General features: G+C 68.2%; 16 protein-coding genes. 4 read left to right on the plus strand and 12 right to left on the minus strand.

From position 1 onward, the window contains the following. Window positions 1-548: 548 nt before the first annotated feature. The 3 genes from ON38_RS06300 to hutG are packed head-to-tail and all read left to right on the plus strand — an operon-like array spanning window position 549 to window position 4,213. Window positions 549-1,985, plus strand: coding sequence for a purine-cytosine permease family protein (locus tag ON38_RS06300; protein WP_039823135.1), 1,437 nt, complete (start codon window positions 549-551; stop codon window positions 1,983-1,985). A 45-nt stretch (window positions 1,986-2,030) separates the two neighbouring features. Beyond that, complete coding sequence (hutI, locus tag ON38_RS06305) at window positions 2,031-3,248, plus strand: imidazolonepropionase (protein ID WP_051164430.1); 1,218 nt, start codon at window positions 2,031-2,033, stop codon at window positions 3,246-3,248. Next, window positions 3,245-4,213 carry a formimidoylglutamase gene (hutG, locus tag ON38_RS06310; protein WP_039823136.1) on the plus strand — a complete coding sequence of 323 codons (969 nt, stop codon included), beginning with the start codon at window positions 3,245-3,247 and terminating at the stop codon, window positions 4,211-4,213. The genes hutI and hutG overlap by 4 nt, the downstream gene beginning before the upstream one ends. A 69-nt stretch (window positions 4,214-4,282) precedes the next feature. Here the strand turns inward: hutG and ON38_RS06315 are convergent, their stop codons facing one another. The 5 genes from ON38_RS06315 to ON38_RS06335 all read right to left on the minus strand — a co-directional run bounded on the left by ON38_RS06315 (window position 4,283) and on the right by ON38_RS06335 (window position 8,545). Next, window positions 4,283-4,792, minus strand: a complete 510-nt coding sequence (locus tag ON38_RS06315) for a hypothetical protein (protein ID WP_051164431.1) — start codon at window positions 4,790-4,792, stop codon at window positions 4,283-4,285. Next, entirely contained in the window at window positions 4,789-5,823 is a 1,035-nt protein-coding gene (locus ON38_RS35530) for an Rv1363c family protein (protein WP_039823138.1), read from the minus strand. Before ON38_RS35530 ends, ON38_RS06315 begins: the two co-directional genes overlap by 4 nt. Window positions 5,824-5,911: 88 nt before the next feature. Further along, on the minus strand, window positions 5,912-6,217 hold the full coding sequence (locus ON38_RS06325) for a hypothetical protein (protein WP_039823155.1): 306 nt from the start codon (window positions 6,215-6,217) through the stop codon (window positions 5,912-5,914). 21 nt (window positions 6,218-6,238) lie between these two features. Further along, window positions 6,239-7,741, minus strand: a complete 1,503-nt coding sequence (locus ON38_RS06330; RefSeq protein WP_039823140.1) for a class I adenylate-forming enzyme family protein — start codon at window positions 7,739-7,741, stop codon at window positions 6,239-6,241. 135 nt (window positions 7,742-7,876) lie between these two features. Next, the gene (locus ON38_RS06335) at window positions 7,877-8,545 is read right to left on the minus strand and encodes a TetR/AcrR family transcriptional regulator (protein ID WP_039823142.1); all 669 of its coding nucleotides are present in this window, start codon (window positions 8,543-8,545) and stop codon (window positions 7,877-7,879) included. Window positions 8,546-8,679: 134 nt separating this feature from the next. Between ON38_RS06335 and ON38_RS06340 the strand changes: the two genes are divergently transcribed. Next, complete coding sequence (locus ON38_RS06340; protein ID WP_039823143.1) at window positions 8,680-9,855, plus strand: acyl-CoA dehydrogenase family protein; 1,176 nt, start codon at window positions 8,680-8,682, stop codon at window positions 9,853-9,855. Window positions 9,856-9,994: 139 nt separating this feature from the next. Here ON38_RS06340 and ON38_RS06345 read toward each other — a convergent pair whose 3' ends face one another. The 7 genes from ON38_RS06345 to ON38_RS06375 are packed head-to-tail and all read right to left on the minus strand — an operon-like array spanning window position 9,995 to window position 17,634. Further along, entirely contained in the window at window positions 9,995-10,357 is a 363-nt protein-coding gene (locus ON38_RS06345) for a hypothetical protein (RefSeq protein ID WP_039823145.1), read from the minus strand. A gap of 54 nt (window positions 10,358-10,411) precedes the next feature. After that, entirely contained in the window at window positions 10,412-11,860 is a 1,449-nt protein-coding gene (locus ON38_RS06350; protein ID WP_039823157.1) for an MCE family protein, read from the minus strand. Between the two features lie 2 nt (window positions 11,861-11,862). Further along, a complete protein-coding gene (locus ON38_RS06355) occupies window positions 11,863-13,131 on the minus strand; it encodes an MCE family protein (RefSeq protein WP_039823146.1) in 1,269 nt (422 codons plus the stop codon). Between the two features lie 4 nt (window positions 13,132-13,135). Continuing rightward, window positions 13,136-14,380 (minus strand): MCE family protein, encoded by a 1,245-nt coding sequence (locus ON38_RS06360; protein WP_051164433.1) that lies wholly within the window; start codon window positions 14,378-14,380, stop codon window positions 13,136-13,138. Then, window positions 14,377-15,453, minus strand: coding sequence for an MCE family protein (locus ON38_RS06365; protein ID WP_051164434.1), 1,077 nt, complete (start codon window positions 15,451-15,453; stop codon window positions 14,377-14,379). Before ON38_RS06365 ends, ON38_RS06360 begins: the two co-directional genes overlap by 4 nt. A 1-nt stretch (window position 15,454) precedes the next feature. Next, window positions 15,455-16,471, minus strand: a complete 1,017-nt coding sequence (locus tag ON38_RS06370) for an MCE family protein (RefSeq protein WP_039823148.1) — start codon at window positions 16,469-16,471, stop codon at window positions 15,455-15,457. Next, window positions 16,471-17,634: an MCE family protein gene (locus ON38_RS06375; RefSeq protein WP_039823150.1), complete on the minus strand. Its 1,164-nt coding sequence runs from the start codon at window positions 17,632-17,634 to the stop codon at window positions 16,471-16,473. The genes ON38_RS06370 and ON38_RS06375 overlap by 1 nt, the downstream gene beginning before the upstream one ends. Window position 17,635 lies beyond the last annotated feature (1 nt).

Below are 17,635 nucleotides of genomic sequence, written 5' to 3' on the forward strand. Positions count from 1 at the left end.
CGCCTGCCCGTCAGCCCCGTTCCGGTGGAGAAACCGGATTTCCAGATAACGAACGGTCCAATACTCACCCATCCTGAATGGTCTCCGGCACATGTATGCGGTGCTGCGCCGTAGCGGTTCTCCACAGATTCCGACAATTGTGCGCGAGGTCGCGCGTTACCGCATCTCACACCCCTTCCTGCTGTCGGCAAGACTCGGGCGACGGCACCGAGGGCGCGGGCATCTCGTCGGCGGCGATATCGACGCCGAGCAGGGGGCGTCTCTACGCACCGATCCGGGAGTGCACCCTCATCCGGGTCATCGGGGGTGACGGTTTCGTCGCCACCTTCGGCCGATGACACCCGCCAGTCCGCATGTACCTGGTGACACGCCCCTCGACAGTGCTCCGACCAGGCGGAATACACTTGGACATTGACAGACCTGTATATACAGGCCTATACATGTTTCGGATGGCGTGATCCAGCGCACACAACACCGAAATGGTGGGCAGTACAGCCGGCCCCCGACCCCGCCGCGCGGTGGCGGTCGCCGCAGAAAGAGCAGGACCGATGACACACGACGGCACATCCGAGGTGCTGATCACCCCGGAACGACGCACCATCGACGTCGTCCCCGACAATGAGCGCCACGGCACTCCGCGCAGCCAGTTCACCCTGTGGTTCGGCGCCAATATGCAGATCACCGCCATCGTGGACGGCGCCCTGGCCGTCGTCTTCGGCGCCGACGCGCTGTGGGCCATCGTCGGTCTGTTCATCGGCAATATCTTCGGCGGCGCGGTGATGGCACTGCACTCCGCCCAGGGCCCGCGGATGGGCCTGCCGCAGATGATCTCCAGCCGCGCCCAGTTCGGCGTGAAGGGCGCCGCCGTACCGCTGGTCCTGGTGATCCTCATGTACCTCGGCTTCGCCGCCACCGGCACGGTCCTGGCCGGCCAAGCCGTCAACAAAGTGATCGGTATCGACAACGCCGCGCTCGGGATCGTGATCTTCGGGCTGCTCACGGCCTTCGTCGCCGTCACCGGCTACAAACTCATCCATATCGTCGGCCGCATCGCGACCGTCGTGGGCGCCGTCGGCTTCACCTATCTGGCCGTCCGGTTCTTCCTCGAATACGACGTCACCGAATACGTCGGGATCGTCGACTTCGATATGGTGACCTTCCTGCTGGCGATCTCCCTCGGCGCCGGCTGGCAGCTCACCTTCGGTCCGTACGTGGCCGACTACTCCCGGTATCTGCCCCGGGAAACCGATGAACGCACCACCTTCTGGTCGACCTTCCTCGGCAGCGTCATCGGATCGCAGTGGTCGATGACCTTCGGTGCGCTGATCGCCGCCGTCGCCGGCGACGCCTTCCTCGGCAACCAGGTCGGGTTCCTGGGCGAGCTGGCCGGTCCCGCGATCATCGCCGTACTGATCTACCTGGTCGTCGTGGTCGGCAAACTGACCATCAACGTCCTCAACGCCTACGGCGGGTTCATGTCGATCCTCACCACCGTCACCGCGTTCAACGGCCGCTCGCAGATCTCCACCACCGCACGCACCCTGTACATCCTCGGCTTCACGATCGTGTCGATGCTGATCGCGATCGCGGCCAGCGCGGACTTCCTGGCCAATTTCAAGAACTTCGTGCTGGTGCTGCTGATGGTGTTCACACCGTGGAGCGCGATCAACCTGATCGACTACTACCTGATCTCACGGGAGAAGGTCGACATCCCGGCGCTCTACGACGCCGACGGACGCTACGGATCCTGGAACCTCCCGGCCCTGGCCTGCTACGTGCTGGGCGTGATCGCCCAGATCCCGTTCCTGGCACAGAAGCTCTACACCGGCCCGATCACCGAAATGCTCGGCGGCGCGGACATCTCCTGGATCGTCGGCATCGCGTTCACCGCGGCGATCTACTACCCGGTGGCCCGGCGGACGAACAACCCACCCGACACGATGATCTACCCGGCCCACACCGGGATCACCGGCAGCCGCGTCTGACACCCGCACCACCGCCCCTACCCGACACGCGCCAAGGAGCCGTACGTGACCACCACCGGTCCCCGGACCACCGCACTGACCGATATCGGAACCCTCGTCACCAACGATCCGGAACTGGGCGAAGGGATGCTCGGTCTCCGGCACGACGCGGCGATCGTCTTCGAGGACGGCGTGGTGGCCTGGGTGGGCGACTCCCGCGACGCCCCCGCGGCGGATACCGCCCACGACCTCGGTGGCCGGGCGGTGCTGCCCGGGTTCGTGGAGAGTCATTCGCATCTGGTCTTCGCCGGCGACCGCGCCGCGGAGTTCGCGGCGCGGATGTCGGGCGAGAAGTACGGGGCGGGCGGTATCCGCACCACCATCGAGGCCACCCGCGCGGCGAGCGACGAGCAACTCGCCGGCACGGTGCGGCGGCTGATGGACGAGTCGCTGCGATCCGGCAGCACGACCGTCGAGTGCAAGACCGGATACGGGCAGCGCACCGCCGACGAACTGCGCAGCGCGCAGATAGCCGGGCGGTTCACCGACGAGGTGACCCTGCTGGCCGCACATGTGCCGCCACCCGAGTACGCGGGCCGCGCCGACGACTATGTACGGATGGTGTGCGAGGAGATGATCGAGGTGTGCGCCCCGCACGCGAAATGGATCGATGTCTTCTGTGAGCGGGGTGCCTTCGATCGCGACCAGGCCCACGCCGTACTGAGCGCGGGCGTGGCGCACGGCCTGATTCCGCGCGTCCACGGCAATCAGCTCGGCGAAGGCCCGGGGGTGCGGCTGGCCGTGGAAATGGGCGCGGCCTCGGTCGATCACGTCACCTACGTGACGCGCGCCGATATCGACGCTCTCGCGGGCAGCCCGACCGTGGCCACCCTGCTGCCCGGCGCCGATTTCTGCACCCGCAACGACTATCCCGACGCGCGCGCCCTGCTCGACGCGGGCGTCACGGTCGCCCTGGGCGCCGACTGCAATCCGGGCACCAGCTACACCACGAGCCTGCCGTTCTGTATCGCGATCGCGGTCCGCGATATGCATATGACCCCCGACGAGGCAGTCCGCGCGGCGACCGCGGGCGGCGCCGCGGCGTTGCGCCGCACGGACGTGGGCAGTCTCCGGATCGGGGCGCGGGCCGATGCGGTCGTTCTCGACGCGCCCAGCCACCTCCATCTCGCCTACCGGCCCGGGGTCCCGCTGGTCGGCGAGGTTTTCAAGGACGGCCGCCGGTGTATCCGGGAATCGAATCATGTCACGGGAGTGTCGATATGAGTTACGAGATCGAGGTCGATACCCCCGCGCAACCGTGGCGCGGACGGACCGACGGTCCGGGCGACGAACATCTGCGCTGGCACCACGCGATCACCGCGTACGCTCCCGAGCCCGGCAGCGGCAGTGTTCTCATCGGTTTCGCGAGCGACGAGGGTGTCGCCCGCAACAGGGGTCGCCGCGGCGCCGCGGACGGCCCCACGGCACTCCGGTCGGCACTGGCCTCCATGGCTCTCGAACGGCGCATTCCGCTCGCGGACGCCGGAACGATCACCGTCGGAACGGCGCTCGAGGCCGGACAGGCCGCACTCGGCCGCGCCGTCACCGCCGCGCTGGACGGCGGCCGGCTCCCGATCGTCCTCGGCGGGGGGCACGAGGTGGCCTTCGGCACGTATCAGGGTGTCGCCGCCTCCCGGCTGCGGAAACGCCTCCCCCGCCTGGGCGTGCTGAATCTCGACGCCCACTTCGATCTGCGCGGTGACCCCACGCCCAGTTCCGGTACCCCGTTCCGGCAGATGGCCGAACGGGAAGCGGAGGCGGGAACGAGCTTCCGCTACGCCGTGCTCGGCATCAGCCAGCCGAGTAATACCGCCGCACTCTTCGACACCGCGCACCGCTTCGGCGTCCGCTACCTGCCCGACGAGCGCTGCGGTATCGCCGACCGCGCCGAGGTGGACCGCTTCGTCGACGACTTCCTCGACGATATCGATATCGCCCATCTCACCATCGATCTCGATGTCCTCCCGGCTGCCGTCGCCCCCGGCGTCAGCGCGCCGGCGGCCTACGGTGTGCCGGTCGAGATCATCCAGCGGGTGTGCGATCGAGTGAGCGCCGCCGGCAAACTGGCGGTCGTCGATATCGCCGAACTCAACCCGGCATTCGATATCGACGGTCGCACCGCACGGACCGGCGCCCGGCTCCTGCACCGCATCGCCACCACCCACGTTCCGGTGGCCGTACCGGCCTGAGCGCGCCCGGTCGCGCGTTCGCCGGAACGCATTACCGGCGGCAGCGGTATCGCCGCGCGGGATCGCGACTCAGACGGGATCGAACGATGAGATCAGCCACGAGCCCTCCACCTTCGACAGGGTCACCCGGACGCTGCTGGCCGCCAGCGCGGGATCGGGTTTCTCGGCGCTGGTGGTCGTCTGGTTGATGAACAGCAGCGCGACGGCCGAATCGGCGTGGAGTTCGGCCACCGCCGACCGCACGATCGTCGCCGTCGTCTTCACCGACTTCTCCTTGGCGGCGGGTGCGATGACCCTTTCGGTGAACTGGTTGTAGTAGGTCAGGAAATCGCCGGTCATCCGGGATCTCGCCGCCGCGAAATCGGTGTCCAGCGACTCGGGGGAATACGAGAGCAGCGCCACGGTGCCCTCGGTCGCCGCGGTGAGGACCTCGTTGCGCACCGCGTCGCCGTGGTTGTCCGGGCGGTACTGGAAGACCAGCAGGGACGCGGCCACGGCCACCGCGACCACGGACACCAGGGTGAGCAGCAGCGGTTCCGGGGCACGACGTACAGAACGGAGGAAGCCGGCGATTCTCACGGCACGAACTCCACTTTCGACATCTTCGGATCCGGGCCGTCCCGGGTGACTGTGACACTCAACCGCCACACCCGCGGCTCCTGCTGCGCTCCCGCGGAATTGGTGATCCGGGAGACCGCGGAGACCAGGACCACCGCCGATTCGTCGGTCATGGATTCGACCGCCGAAGCGGTGATCTCGCCCTGAGTGGCGACCTTCGACTGCTCGACGACCTTGGCGAAATCCTCCGAACGGGTCTGGAAATCGGTGCGGAAGGCACCGGTGGAATTGTCGAGCACCCGCCGCACGTCGTCGGCGGCGCGCCCGGAATCCATACTGGTGAGCGCCAGGACTCCCTGCCGTGCGGCCGCGAGGTACTCGTCGGCGCGAGCCTGCCGGACACCGGCCTGATGGTGGTTCCAGACCGAGAAACCACTGACCGCGAGGGCCGCGACCACCACGACGCCGGCGAGGGTCCGGGCCAGCGCGCGGGCCGGGGGCAGGCGGAAGCCCGGTCGGGGAAGCCGCCGCAACACCCGTACGCGCCGGGTATCGTCCGGCTGCGCGGGCTTCTTTCGCGTGCTGCCGCGCACGCCGTCTTCCGAATTCCCGGAACGGCTCACGGAGGTATCGGCCCCCGCGGGCTCGGTGTCGGGCGCGCGGCGGTCCGGATCGGTCCCGGACCCCGCGCGCTCCCAATCGGCACCGGACCCCGCGCGCTCCGAATCGGCACCGGAGACGGTCGGCTCCGAATCGATACCGGCCGCTTCCGCCGGGTCCGTGTCCGGTGCTGCGTTGGGGGCGCCATCGTCCGCGAGCTCCGTCGAAGTGTCGGCCACCGGTGCCGCAGCGCTCGGTTTCTCCGCTCCGGCACCGGAACCGGGTGGCTCGCCCGCTGTCCCGGCCTCCCGGCGTAGCCGCGCTGCCCGGGCCCGGGCACGAGCCGCCGTCGCGGACGCCTGCGCGGCGACCGCTTCGGCCTCCGCGGCCGCCGCTTCGGCGTCGGCTTCCTCCGCCGCCAAGATAAGCGGGTCGGTGGTGGCCTGTGTCATGTTCCCACCTCGATCACTCGTCTGAAGGGCACTGTCGGCGCACCCCGCCCGCGGCCCACGCACGACCGGAGCAAATGCGGAGCCATAACTAGTCGCTGGCGGGCAGCGGCTTCGCTTCTTTGACGGCCAGCGGCGTGGTGCCGATACTGAGCGTCCCGGCGCCGGCCTTGGTCACGAGCACTTCGGCGCCGCCGTCGTCGACATAGCGTTTACCGATGAGATTGCCCTCCGCGAAACCCTCCCGCGGACCGCCGGCCGGCTCGGTCGCGCCACCGTCGATGGGCACCATCGGTACCCCGCCGGCCCGCAGATCGTCGAGGCTGTCGGCGGCCCGGACGATGATGACCTCGGTACTGCATACCTGGCTCCGTAGCCGGGTACCGGTTTTGACCATGAGCATTGTTCCTTTCTGCGGTTACGCGCCGGCGGTCTCGCGGGTGAGATCGGCGACGAGTTCACGGCGCAGGATCTTCCCGGTGGGGGTGGCGGGGAGTTCGGATCGGAACACCACGCGGTCCGGGGTCCGGGATCCGCGCAATCCGGATCGCGCGTAGGCGCGCAGCTCTTCGGGATCGGGCACGCTGCCGGGATCGGCGGGTACCACCACCGCGACGATGATCTGGCCCCATTCGGCATCCTCGACGCCGACCACCGCGACCTCGTGCACGGCCGGATGCTCGACCAGGAAATCCTCGATCTCGGCCGGGGCGATGTTCTCCCCGCCCCGGATGATGGTGTCGTCGCTGCGGCCGTGGACGAACAGATACCCGTCCTCGTCCAGCACCGCGAGATCTCTGGTGGGGAACCAGCCTTCGGCATCGAGTACCGAGCCGATCCCGGTGTACCGGCCCGAGACCTGCGGCCCGCGGACGAACAGCTCCCCGGCGATACCCGCGGGCACGACCGCGCCGCTCTCGTCGCGGATCTGCACCTCGATACCCCGGACCGGCTGCCCGACCGAGCCCAGCCGGGCGGCGACCGCCGGGTCGGTGGCGGCCAGGGCGGCCCGGTGGTCCTCGGGTCCGAGGACGGCGATGGTGGAACTGGTTTCGGTGAGCCCGTAAGCATTGACAAAGCCGACATGGGGTAGCAGTTCGAGCGCGGTGCGTACCAGTGGCAGCCCGACCTTGGACCCGCCGTAGGCGAGGGCCCGCAGGGTAGGCAGGCGCGATCCGCTCGCCTGCAGGCCGGCGATGATCCGGTCCAGCATGGTCGGCACAACGGTCGCGGTGGTGACCCGCTCGGTCTCCACCAGCCGGATCCATTCCTGCGGTTCGAAATTGCGCAGGTACACCATCTTCCGGCCCGCGTACAGGTTCGACAGCGCCGCGCCGACGCCGGCCACATGGTAGGGCGGTACGCAGATCAGCGATACGTCCTCGGGCGCGGCGGAGGCGAATTCCACCGTGCCGGTGATGTAACTGACCAGATTGTTGTGCGAGAGTTCGACGGCTTTCGGCTGCGAGGTGGTCCCGGAGGTGAACAGCACGACGGCCGCGGAGTCGGGATCGGGGTCGGCGCCGGCCGGGTCGGCGGTCCGCGCGCGCTCCAGGAATTCGGCCGCGGTCCACAGCAGATCGGCCGTACCGGTGACCGCGTGCGCGTAGGCGTCGTCGTGGACGACCAGTGGCGCGTCGAGGCGTCGTACGAGTTCGGCGAGTTTGTCGCCGCCGAGCCGATAGTTCAACGGGGTGAACGGCACCCCGGCCCGAGCGGAGGCGAAGATCAGCAGCGGCAGCAGCGCACCCCCGGTGCCCACATACGCGACGCTGCGCGCGCCGGAGGTCGCGATCGCGCCCGCACCGCCGTGCGCCAGCGTATCCAGTTCCGCACCGGTCCAGCGCGATTCGCCGGAGACGACGGCCACTCGATCCGGGTCGGTCGAGGCCGCCATATCCAGCAGTAGCGAAATACTCATACGACTACTTCCCGAACGCCGGGCGTCGCCGCGCCCGGCCCGTGCCGATATCGATATTCTCAAAAACTGAGAATATCATATCCGCTGCATCGCACCGCCGATTCACCGACCGCGCGGCCCGCTCATGCCGCCACCTCACCGACGGGCATCCGCGGCGCCGTTCCCGAGCACACCGAAGGCGCAGAGGTTCCACACCTCGGCCGCGGTGATCGCATTCGACCCGTCGTCGGTGCGGGCACCCTGGGCCACGAACATCACCGTCTGCAGAGTCATCGCGGCCAGCCGGCGCGGTCGCGTATCGGGCCGAAGATGACCCGCGGCGGCCGCGTCGCACATGAGATCGGCCAGCAACTCGAACAGCGACGCGTGTGCGACCTGGATCTCGATGGGGTCCGACATCAGCAGCTGCGGCGCGTATTCGGTGAACAGCGGACGATGCGCGCCCGGGTCCGGCCGGCAGAACTCGAACAGCAATTCCACCGCGAGCCGCAGTTTATCCAGTGGATCGTCATCGTTGCCGGTGGCCTCGCGGATCTGGCCGGCCACTTTCGCGATGGCCTCTTCGTAGAGAGCCAGCAGCAGTTCGTGTTTACCGTCGAAGAGCAGGTAGAAACTGCGTAGCGACTGGCCCGCGTGGTCCACCACCTCATGCATCGTGAAATCGGTACTGCCGCGTTCGGTGATCAGCGCCCGGGCGGCGTCCAGGAAGCGCTGGACCGCCGCACTGCCGAAGAGTTCGGTGGTGCGGACCGACCGCGCGTCGATCCGCTGCTGCAGGGTCAGCCCACTGCCGGCACTCCGCATGGCCGTACCTCCCGTCACCGCGGCGACCCTTCACCGGAGTGAACCCGTCGTCCCGGCCGGTCGCCCCACCTTTGGAAACTAGAATATCCTGACAAGAGAATGATATTCTCATCATCCGCCAAAGGAGGTCCCCAGTGCAGCTGACTTTCGACGAGGATGTGGAACGGTTCCGCGCCGAGTTCATCGCGTTCCTCGACGAGTACCTGCCGCCCGAGGCCACCGCGGTCGAGCGACCCCGGTCGAGCTCGCATGTGCCGCCGTGGGCCCGCGAATGGCAGTCGGTCCAATTCGATCACGGCTGGCTGGTGCCGGGGTATCCGCCCGAGTTCGGCGGCCGCAACGCCACCGTTCTGCAGCAGTACGTGCACCGCGAGGAACTGGCCGCACGCAAGATCTACGAAAGCTGCAACCCGCAGGGCCAGGGCATCATCGCCGCCTCCCTCATCACCTTCGGCACCCCCGAACAGCAGCGGAAGTGGGCCGTACCCATCCTCCGCGGCGAGATGCCGGCCGCGCTCGGCATGAGCGAACCCGGGGCGGGTTCGGATCTGGCCGGGTTGCGGACCCGGGCCGTGCGCGACGGTGACCATTTCGTCGTCGACGGCCAGAAGGTGTGGACCTCCGGGGCACACGATTCCGATGTCATCCTGACCTTCGTCCGCACCGATCCGGCGGCCCCCAAACATCGCGGCATCTCGGTACTGCTGATCCCCACCGATACCCCGGGGGTGCGACGCCGGCCGTTCGCCTCGGCGTGCGCTTCCGACGACCTCGATTTCAACGAGGTCTTCTTCGAGGGCGCCCGTGTTCCGGCGGAGAACCTGGTGGGTGAGCTGAACAAGGGCTGGATCGTGGCCAACGGGTCGCTCGGGCACGAACGCACCCTGCTGTGGATGAGTTTCGCTCAGCGGCTGCGGATGCTGGTCGCGGATTTCACGCCGCGCACCGAACTGGACACCGACCGCTTCGCGACCTCGGTGATGGACCTGCAGGCGCTGGAACTGCTGGGCTCGGCGGCCCTGGCCCGCGAATCGCGCGGCGAAACCGATGTGGCGGCGCTGTCGGTACTGAAACTGCTGGGTTCGGAAGCCGTGCAGAACGGCCTGGAGGCCGCGCTCGACGCCGCCGGCGCCGACGGCCTGACCCATCCGTCGGTCACCTCCCGGCACAATCTGCTGAACCTGGAGGATCACGCGCCGAGCTGGTTCGAACGCTACCTACGCAGCTTCTCCGGCACCATCGCGGGCGGCACCTCCGAGATCCAGCGCAATATCATCGCCCAGCGCGTACTCGGCCTCCCCCGGAGTTGAGCTGTTCATCGGTGCCGCCCGCGCCGTCATGAGGGTCGAGCCCCTCGGTCCCGTCGTTCAGGCCTCGGGACTCGCGCCCGCGGCGCATGCCACATGCGGTCGGCCGCCCCGGGATGTCGCCGATCCCCGCTTGGACGGGCTACCAGGTACCAAGGGTTTTCACATCCCATGACAAGCGGATCCGAGGTTTGGTCTGCAGCACGAGGGGATCGTTCGTGTCACTCGAGAACCAGATCCGCAGACCTTCGTAGCCGGCCGGGCCTCGGTCTACGCTCACCTGGTCCACTCGGCGAAGACGGCCCAGGTAGGTATGTTCGCGCTCGCCGACGGAGAGGCCGATATACGCCTCGCCGGCCGTTGGGTCGAGCGAGAACCGTACGGCCTGAGCCCCTCGCGTGAGCCGGAACGAATGCAGTCCGACGGGCCACTCGAGATCATCGAACTCCCGAGTCGGCTCGTCCTCGAACAGCCAGATGAGATCGGCGAGTTCGGGTATATCCATGCGCCGAGGGTAGCGGCGTAGCGGTCGGGCCGAACAATGATCTCGGTCTTCCGCTCAGTGGGGAAGCATCTCCTCCCAGCTGCGGTGGCTGTCCGCCACCAGATCGGTCTGCCGGTAGAGCTGCCCGTCGGGTCCCAGATACTCACCCGTCTTCGGGTCGTACCGGGCGAAGGCGACGGCCGGCGCGGCGGCGCCCGGCGCCGTCGTATCCGCGGCCGGCGCGTTACCCGGCGGGGGCGAGAATCGTGAATCCGGCGGAATGCCCTGCTCTTCCAGCTCCGGATCGCGGGGGTACGGCCCGACCACCGGCTGATCCGGTGCGACCGGCACGAAATCCTGGTCGCTGTTGCAGATGGCCGCGGTCGGGGCCCGTTTGGCGGGGTTGCCGGCGCACGGGATATTGCGCGCGCCCCGGACCGCGATCGGATGATCCTGCGGCAGTTTGCAGTAGAGGTTGTCGGGGGTGTCGATGGTGGTGACGTCCTGCGGCGACCGCCACTGCGAGGGCGGCAGGAACCCGACGGTACACGCCGGCGGATCGGAGACACCGCTGATCCGGAAATCGCCGATCCCCAGCCCGGACGCGTTCTTGGTCGGCTGCACCGCCTGTACCAGGGACACCGCCGGCGGCAGCAACACCAGCAGCTGTTCCAGGCCGGCGTTGTAGGTGACCGCCAGCTGCCCCACCGTGGTCAGGTTGGACAGCAGCACCGGCAGCGTGAGATGCAGCGAATCCAGCAGGCCGGACACCTCGTCGGCGAAGCCCGGCCCGGAGTGCAGCAGGGTGCGCAGCTGCGGGTCGTTCGCCACCAGCCGACCGGTGACATCGGCGGTGGCGCGGGTCCAGATCCGGATCGCGTCGGCCGACTGCACCTGCGAATCCAGCAGCGGCGCCGCATCCTGTACCAGAATGCGGGTGTTGTCGCCGACACCGTTCATCGTCGCGGTCAGTTTCTCGGCCGAGCTCAGCAGCGAATCGAGATCCTCGCTCGCACCGTTGACTCCGGCGAACATCTCGTCGAGCAACCGGCGCAGATCGTCCTTCGGGATCGTGCCGACCAGCGCGCTGAGCCGGTCCAGCATCGGCCCGACGGGTTGCGGGGTCTCGGTGTCGCGGCGTTCGATGGTGGCGCCGTCGTACAGATACGGCGGCGAATCGGTGCGCGGCAGCAGGTCCACGTACTGTTCACCCACCGCGGAGACGCTGCGCACCTCGGCGGTCAGATCGGCCGGGATGCGGTACGAGCCGTCGATGGCGAGTCTGGCCCGCACGCCGTCACCGGCCAGGTCGACCCGGGTCACCTTGCCCACCTGGATACCGCGGTAGGTCACATTGCCGAACCGGTAGAGCCCACCGGCCTCCGGTAGGTCCACCGTCACATCGATGGTGCCGGCCCCGGCCAGGCTCGGCAGTTTCATATAGAAGACCGACATCACGACCAGGCCGATCACCGACACGACACCGAAGATGGTCAGCTGGGCACGGACGAAGCGCGACAGCAGCATCAGCGGCCTCCGATCCCGGGGGGCAGGGGTATCTGCGGTAGCGGTAGCTGCGGCAGAGGGAACGGCAGCGCGGGGCCGGGTGCGGGAGCGGCCGGGGCGGGCGCGGGAGCCGGGGCCTGCTCAGGAGCGGGGGCCGGGGTGGGCGCCGGAGCGTTCACTCCGAAACCGAGTGGATTCTTCGTCTGCTCGGCGTAACCCGGATCGCCCACCGCCGCCTGGATGACGGCGGTGGGATCACCCCACGGCGTGCCCAGCAGCAGTTCCCGGCGCAGGCGCGGGATGGTCAGGTCGACCGTGGCGAAGAGGTTGATGAAATCGCCGCGCACCCCATTGTCGACAAGGTACTGCCCGTAGGGGAACACGGTCGCGAAGGCGATGGCCTTGTTGATGTCGGGACCCACATCGGCCAGCGCCTTCAGGGTGGGTTCCAGATTGCGCAGGTTGGTGAGCAGATCGTCGTGCACCGCGGTCAGCACGCCGTTGGTCGTATCGCTGAACGTCCGCAGACGATCCAGTGCGGTCACCAGATCGGGCCGCTCCCGGATCAGGACGTCCAGTGCCGGTGTGATCCGGCGCAGTGCCTGGGTGAGGACATCGCGCTGGGCGGCGAAGGTAGCACCGAGCCGGTTGAGCCCGTCGATGGTGGCGACGATATCGGCGCGCTGTGCGTCGAGGGTGCCCAGGAAGACGTCGAGCCGGTCCAGCAGTGCGCGGATATTCGTCTCGCGCCCCTCGAACGCCGCGCCGAGACTGCTCACGATATCGCCCACCTGCCCCAGGCCACCGCCGTTGACGACCACCGACAGCGAGGCCAGGGTCTGCTCGGTCGACGGATAGGTCGCGGTATCGTCGAGGACGATCCGGGCACCGGATTCCAACCGGCCCTGCGGCGCCTGTCCGGGTGGCGGGTCCAGGGCCAGATGCATCGACCCGAGCAGACTGGTCTGCCCGACCCGCGCCTGCGCGTTCGCCGGGATCGCCTCGCCCGGCCGGACGGACACCTCCACCAGGGCGTGCCAGTTCTCGACCCGGATATCGCCGATACTGCCGACCACCACGTCGTCGATCAGCACCGGCGAATTCGGGGTCAGCGTGCCGACATCGGCCATTTCCACATAGAGCGTGGTGGCGCCGGGGCCGCGGCCGGTGGCGCCGGGCAGCGGCAGCGAGTTCACCCCGTCCCACGCGCAACCGGAGGCGGAGGCGATCACACACGCGCAACCCATGACAGCCCTGCGCACCCGGTATGCGCGTTCCGGTCTCACCATGGGATCACCGCCCGCCGGGGAAGAGGATATCGGCGAGGGTGGGCGCCGGTGGAGGTGGTGGCGCCGCGGGGTCCACGGCCGCGGCCGCCGGAACCAGGTCGGGTTCGCTGTAGATGATGTTGTCCGGGTCGGCCGAGGGCCCGAGCCCGGGGTTCACCGGCACCGGCAGATAGTTGAAGTTCATCAGGCCGAGCACCGGCCCGAGGTAGTCGCGGCATTTGCGCGCGGCCTCCGCGGCGCCGATGTTCTCCACGCTGGCGATGCCGCCACAGACGAACTCGATCGGGTTGGAAAAGTTGTTCAGCACGAAAACCCCTGCCTCGGTGCCGGTATCGGGGTTGTAGATGTTGTAGAAATTGGCCAGGCTGGTCGGGAAGATGTGCAGCAGCTCCTCGAGTTCGCCGCGATTGTCCACCAGGTTCTGGGTGACGTCGGCCAGCCGGCCCACCTGTTCGCTCGCTTTGTCCCGGTTCTCCGAGACGAACCGCTGCACCTCGCCCACCGCGATGGCCAGATTGTTCAGGGCCGCGTCGAGATCGGAACGGCTGCTGTCCAACACACTGGTCAGCGTGGCCAGCCGGTTCTGGAACTGCACGATCTGCACATTGCTGTCCCGCAACGCGGTGACGAAGATCTGCAGGTTCTCGAGGGTCTCGGCGATATCGCCGCTGCCGTTCGCCAGGATCCGGCCGACACCGGACAGTTGCGCGAGCACCTGGCGCAACTTGTCGCCGTTACCGGCGAGCGCGTCGGCGGCGCTGTCGATGAAACGGCCCGCGGGCCCGGAGGACTTGTCGCCGTCGGGTCCCAGTTCGGTGGCCAGCCGGGTGAGCTGGGTTTTGATCTCATCCCATTCCACCGGCACCGCGGTGCGTTCCAGCGGGATCACGGCGCCGTCGGGCAGGGTCTCGCCCGCTCCCCGATAGGCGGGGGTCAGCTGGACGTAGCGGGAGTCCACGAGACTCTGCGCGACGATCACCGCCCCCGCCTCGGCCGGGATATCCACGCCCTGGGCGATGCGCAGTTCCATTTCCACGGTGGTGCCGTGCGGTTCGATTCCCGCGATCGTGCCGACCTCAACTCCGGACACCCGCACGTCGTCACCGGGGTAGATGGCGGTGGCGGTGCCGAACACGGCGCGGATGGTCGTGGGCGCGAGCAGCATACGGTTCACCACGACGAATGCGGCGGCCACCACCGCGACCACCAGTACGCCCGCGACCACCCGCGTAATCAGTATCCGGTTCATCGTGGCGCCCCCGGTCGGGGTGCGGCCGGCTGCGGCGCGCCCGGTAGAGGTGCGGCCGGTTGCGGGGCCGGGGGTTGCGGGACAGAGCCGCCGAACGCGGCATCCACGAACGGCCGGATCCACTGGGCCGGGATCAGGTTGGCGACATAGGCGTTGTAGAACGGACCGCCCGATACGGCCTCGCCCTGGGTGAGGGAGGCTTTCGCCAGGCCGGGAATAGCCGCCGCGATATTGTCGCGGTTGCGCTGCAGTAGTGCGGCCACCGAGTTCAACCGGTCCAGGGCGGGTCCCAATTCGGCCTCGTTGTCGGCCACCAGCTGGGTGAGCTGATCGGCCACCGCCGCTGTATTGGCCAGCAGTGTGGCGATCGCCTGCCGGCGGTCGTCCAGGGCCCCGATCAGCGTATTGGCGTTGAGCAGCATGGTGTTCACCTGCTGACTGCGGTCGGCGAGGATCGCGGTGACATCCCGGGAGGCGGTGAGCAGATCGCGCAGCGCGGTATTGCGGCTGTTGATGGATTTCGACAGCTCCGACAGTCCGTCGAACGCCGGGCCCAATTGCGGCGCGATCTCATCGAGTGTGGACGACAGCATGTTCAGCGAGTTGTTCAGCGAATCGGTGTCCATGGCAACGGCGTTGGTGGTGAGGTCACCCAGCGCGTCGGTCAGCGAATACGGCGACGAGGTGCGCTCGATCGGGATGGTGTCCAGCGGGCGCAGGTGTTCGGTGCCACGCGAGACCAGGGTCATGATCCGCTTGCCCAGCAGCGAGCCCGTTTTGATCTGGACCGAGCTCTCCGCGCCGACCGGGACCGAGCTGCGCACGGTGAACACCACCCGCGCGTCCCCGTTGTCGAGTCCGACCTCGGTCACCGAGCCGACCCGCACTCCCGACACGATCACCTCGTCCCCGGCCTCCAGCCCACCGGCCTCCTGGAACACGGCCTGATAGCGCACGGTGGTACCCCAGGCGATCACCTGCTGTGACTGCAGTCCCAGCGAGATGACACAGACGATGAGCACGATCCCGATCAGGCCGTGCCGCAGCAGATGTCTTCCGCGGTATCGAAACATCTCAGGGAGCGCACCTTCCGTCGGTCTGTACGGCGGCCGGGATCTCCACGACCTGACCGGACAGATCGTTGACCCGCAGCGTCAGATCGCACAGGTAGTACTGGATGAAGTTGCCGTAGGCCCCGGTGCGCACCAGTTTGCGGAAGTTCTCCGGCGCCTTCTGCAGTGCGGTGTCCAGGGTCTGGCTGTCGCCGTCGATATTGGCGGCGAGCTGGTTGACCTGGTCGATCGCGCCGGCCAGCGGCGGCCGGCCCTGGGTGAGCAGATCGGCGACCGTGGCGGTCCCGGCCTCCAGCGAGTCGATGGCCGCGGCGATGGGGTCGCGGTTGTTGCCGAGCTGGGTGATGAGCTGTTCGAGCCGGTCCACCAGATTCGTGAACTGACCGCCCTCCGCGGACAGCGTCGTCATCACGGTGTTCAGATTGTCGATCAACTGCTCGATGACCTCGTTGTTGTCGGCGAGCGCCGCGGAGAACGACGCGGTCCGGCCGAGGATGGAGTTCACGGTGCTCTCCTTGCCCTGCACGATTTCGAGCAGCGACCAGGTCAGCGCGTTCACGTCCCGGGCATCGAGTCCCTGGATCACCGGTTTCAGTCCACCGAGCAGCAGGTCCAGATCGAGCGCGCCGACGGTGTTCTCGACCGGCAGCTGCCCGCCGGGCGGCAGGGTGTTGCCGGGTTTGTCGGTGAGTTCGAGATAGCGGTCTCCGACGAGGTTGAGGTAACGCACCGCCACCTGTGTCCCGGTGGTCAGCGGCAGCGCGCGGTCGGCGTCGAAATCCACCCGCACCCGCTGGTCCTTCTCCAGCGTGACCCCGCGTACCGAGCCCACGACCACTCCCGAGACCCGCACGGTGTCGCCGTCGCGCAGGCCCGACGAATCGGCGAACATCGCCGAGTATTCGGTGGTGGAGCCGCTGCGGTATTCGCCGAACACGATGATCAGGCAGGCGGAGAGCACCACCATCACCGCGGCGAAGACGCCGAATTTCACCAGGGGGGTGTTCCGGTCGCTCATCACGGGGCTCCTTTCCCGGCGGCGGCCGGACCGAACAGCGCTCGCGCCAGCGATTCGGTGTTCAAGGTCAGCCCGGACCGGAAGGGCCCGGCGTGCGGATTGGCGCCGATATCGGTGACCACATACGGCGGGAAATCCTCGTAGCCGACCGGCAGCATCGAGCACTGCGGCCCGCCCGAGGCCGCGACCTTCGGCAGATGCTCCGGATAGCGGTAGGGCTGCACACCCCAGAGGAAGTTCGCCGACAGCCCGATACCGGGAACTTTTACCGGATCCACCGACGCCAGATAGCCCAGGCCGTCCAGCGCGCAGGTCAGTGCCTGCCGGTAGCGGTTGGTGAGGTCGGTGGTCGGGACCAGGACATCGAGGGTGCTCACCAGCGCCGGGCCGTTGTCGCCGATCACCCGGTTCCCGGTATCGGCCAGACCGATCAGGCTCATCAGCAGGACGTCGAGCTGCTGCTGTTCGGCCACCACGGTATCGCTGAGCGCGGTGGCGTTACCGACGGTTTGTACGAGGGCGGGCGCCGAGTCCGCGTACACCCCGGCAACCTGTGGCGCCATCGCCAGATCGGCGCGCAGCGCGGGTAATCCGGGTTCGAGTTTCGCCAGGAACGCCTCCAGATCGACCATCATCTGGCCCACCCGGTCCCCGCGTCCCCGCATCGCATCGGCCAGCGCGCCGAGAGTCTCATTGAGTTTCTCCGGCTGGATCTCCCCGAGTACCTGGGTGAGCTGCTGGAAGACCGTATTGATCTCGACCGTCACGCTGTCGGCGGCGAACACCTGACCGGCTTCGAGATGGCGGTCCGTGGGCTGCTCGGGCGGTACCAGCTGGATGTACTTGGCGCCGAACACGGTGGTGGAGGCGATATCCACGGTGACATCGGCCGGTATGCGATCCAGCTTGCCGCGGTCGATGGCGAGCTCGATCTCGGCGGTGCCGTCGGGCCGTTCGGCGATGGACTGCACCGCGCCCACCGTCACCCCACGCAGTTTCACTTCGGCATCCGGGTACATCACCAGGCCGGCGCGCGGCGAATGCACGGTGACCGCGACGGTATCGGCGAACCCGCCTCGGAACAGCGTGACCGCGAGGACCACGATGGCCGTGCCCGCGGCGATCGCCAGCAGACCCGCCGCGGGCCGGCCCGCCGCCGACAGC

The sequence above is a fragment of the Nocardia testacea NBRC 100365 genome (genome assembly GCF_000308775.1).
Lineage (GTDB): Bacteria > Actinomycetota > Actinomycetes > Mycobacteriales > Mycobacteriaceae > Nocardia > Nocardia testacea.

Excerpts from the sequence above, each read along its gene's own strand:
- ON38_RS06300 (WP_039823135.1), top strand. The coding sequence starts at position 549 with ATGACACACGACGGCACATCCGAGGTGCTGATCACCCCGGAACGACGC.
- hutG (WP_039823136.1), top strand. The coding sequence starts at position 3,245 with ATGAGTTACGAGATCGAGGTCGATACCCCCGCGCAACCGTGGCGCGGA.
- ON38_RS35530 (WP_039823138.1), bottom strand. The coding sequence starts at position 5,823 with ATGACACAGGCCACCACCGACCCGCTTATCTTGGCGGCGGAGGAAGCC.
- ON38_RS06325 (WP_039823155.1), bottom strand. The coding sequence starts at position 6,217 with ATGGTCAAAACCGGTACCCGGCTACGGAGCCAGGTATGCAGTACCGAG.
- ON38_RS06330 (WP_039823140.1), bottom strand. The coding sequence starts at position 7,741 with ATGAGTATTTCGCTACTGCTGGATATGGCGGCCTCGACCGACCCGGAT.
- ON38_RS06335 (WP_039823142.1), bottom strand. The coding sequence starts at position 8,545 with ATGCGGAGTGCCGGCAGTGGGCTGACCCTGCAGCAGCGGATCGACGCG.
- ON38_RS06345 (WP_039823145.1), bottom strand. The coding sequence starts at position 10,357 with ATGGATATACCCGAACTCGCCGATCTCATCTGGCTGTTCGAGGACGAG.
- ON38_RS06355 (WP_039823146.1), bottom strand. The coding sequence starts at position 13,131 with ATGGTGAGACCGGAACGCGCATACCGGGTGCGCAGGGCTGTCATGGGT.
- ON38_RS06360 (WP_051164433.1), bottom strand. The coding sequence starts at position 14,380 with ATGAACCGGATACTGATTACGCGGGTGGTCGCGGGCGTACTGGTGGTC.
- ON38_RS06365 (WP_051164434.1), bottom strand. The coding sequence starts at position 15,453 with ATGTTTCGATACCGCGGAAGACATCTGCTGCGGCACGGCCTGATCGGG.
- ON38_RS06370 (WP_039823148.1), bottom strand. The coding sequence starts at position 16,471 with ATGAGCGACCGGAACACCCCCCTGGTGAAATTCGGCGTCTTCGCCGCG.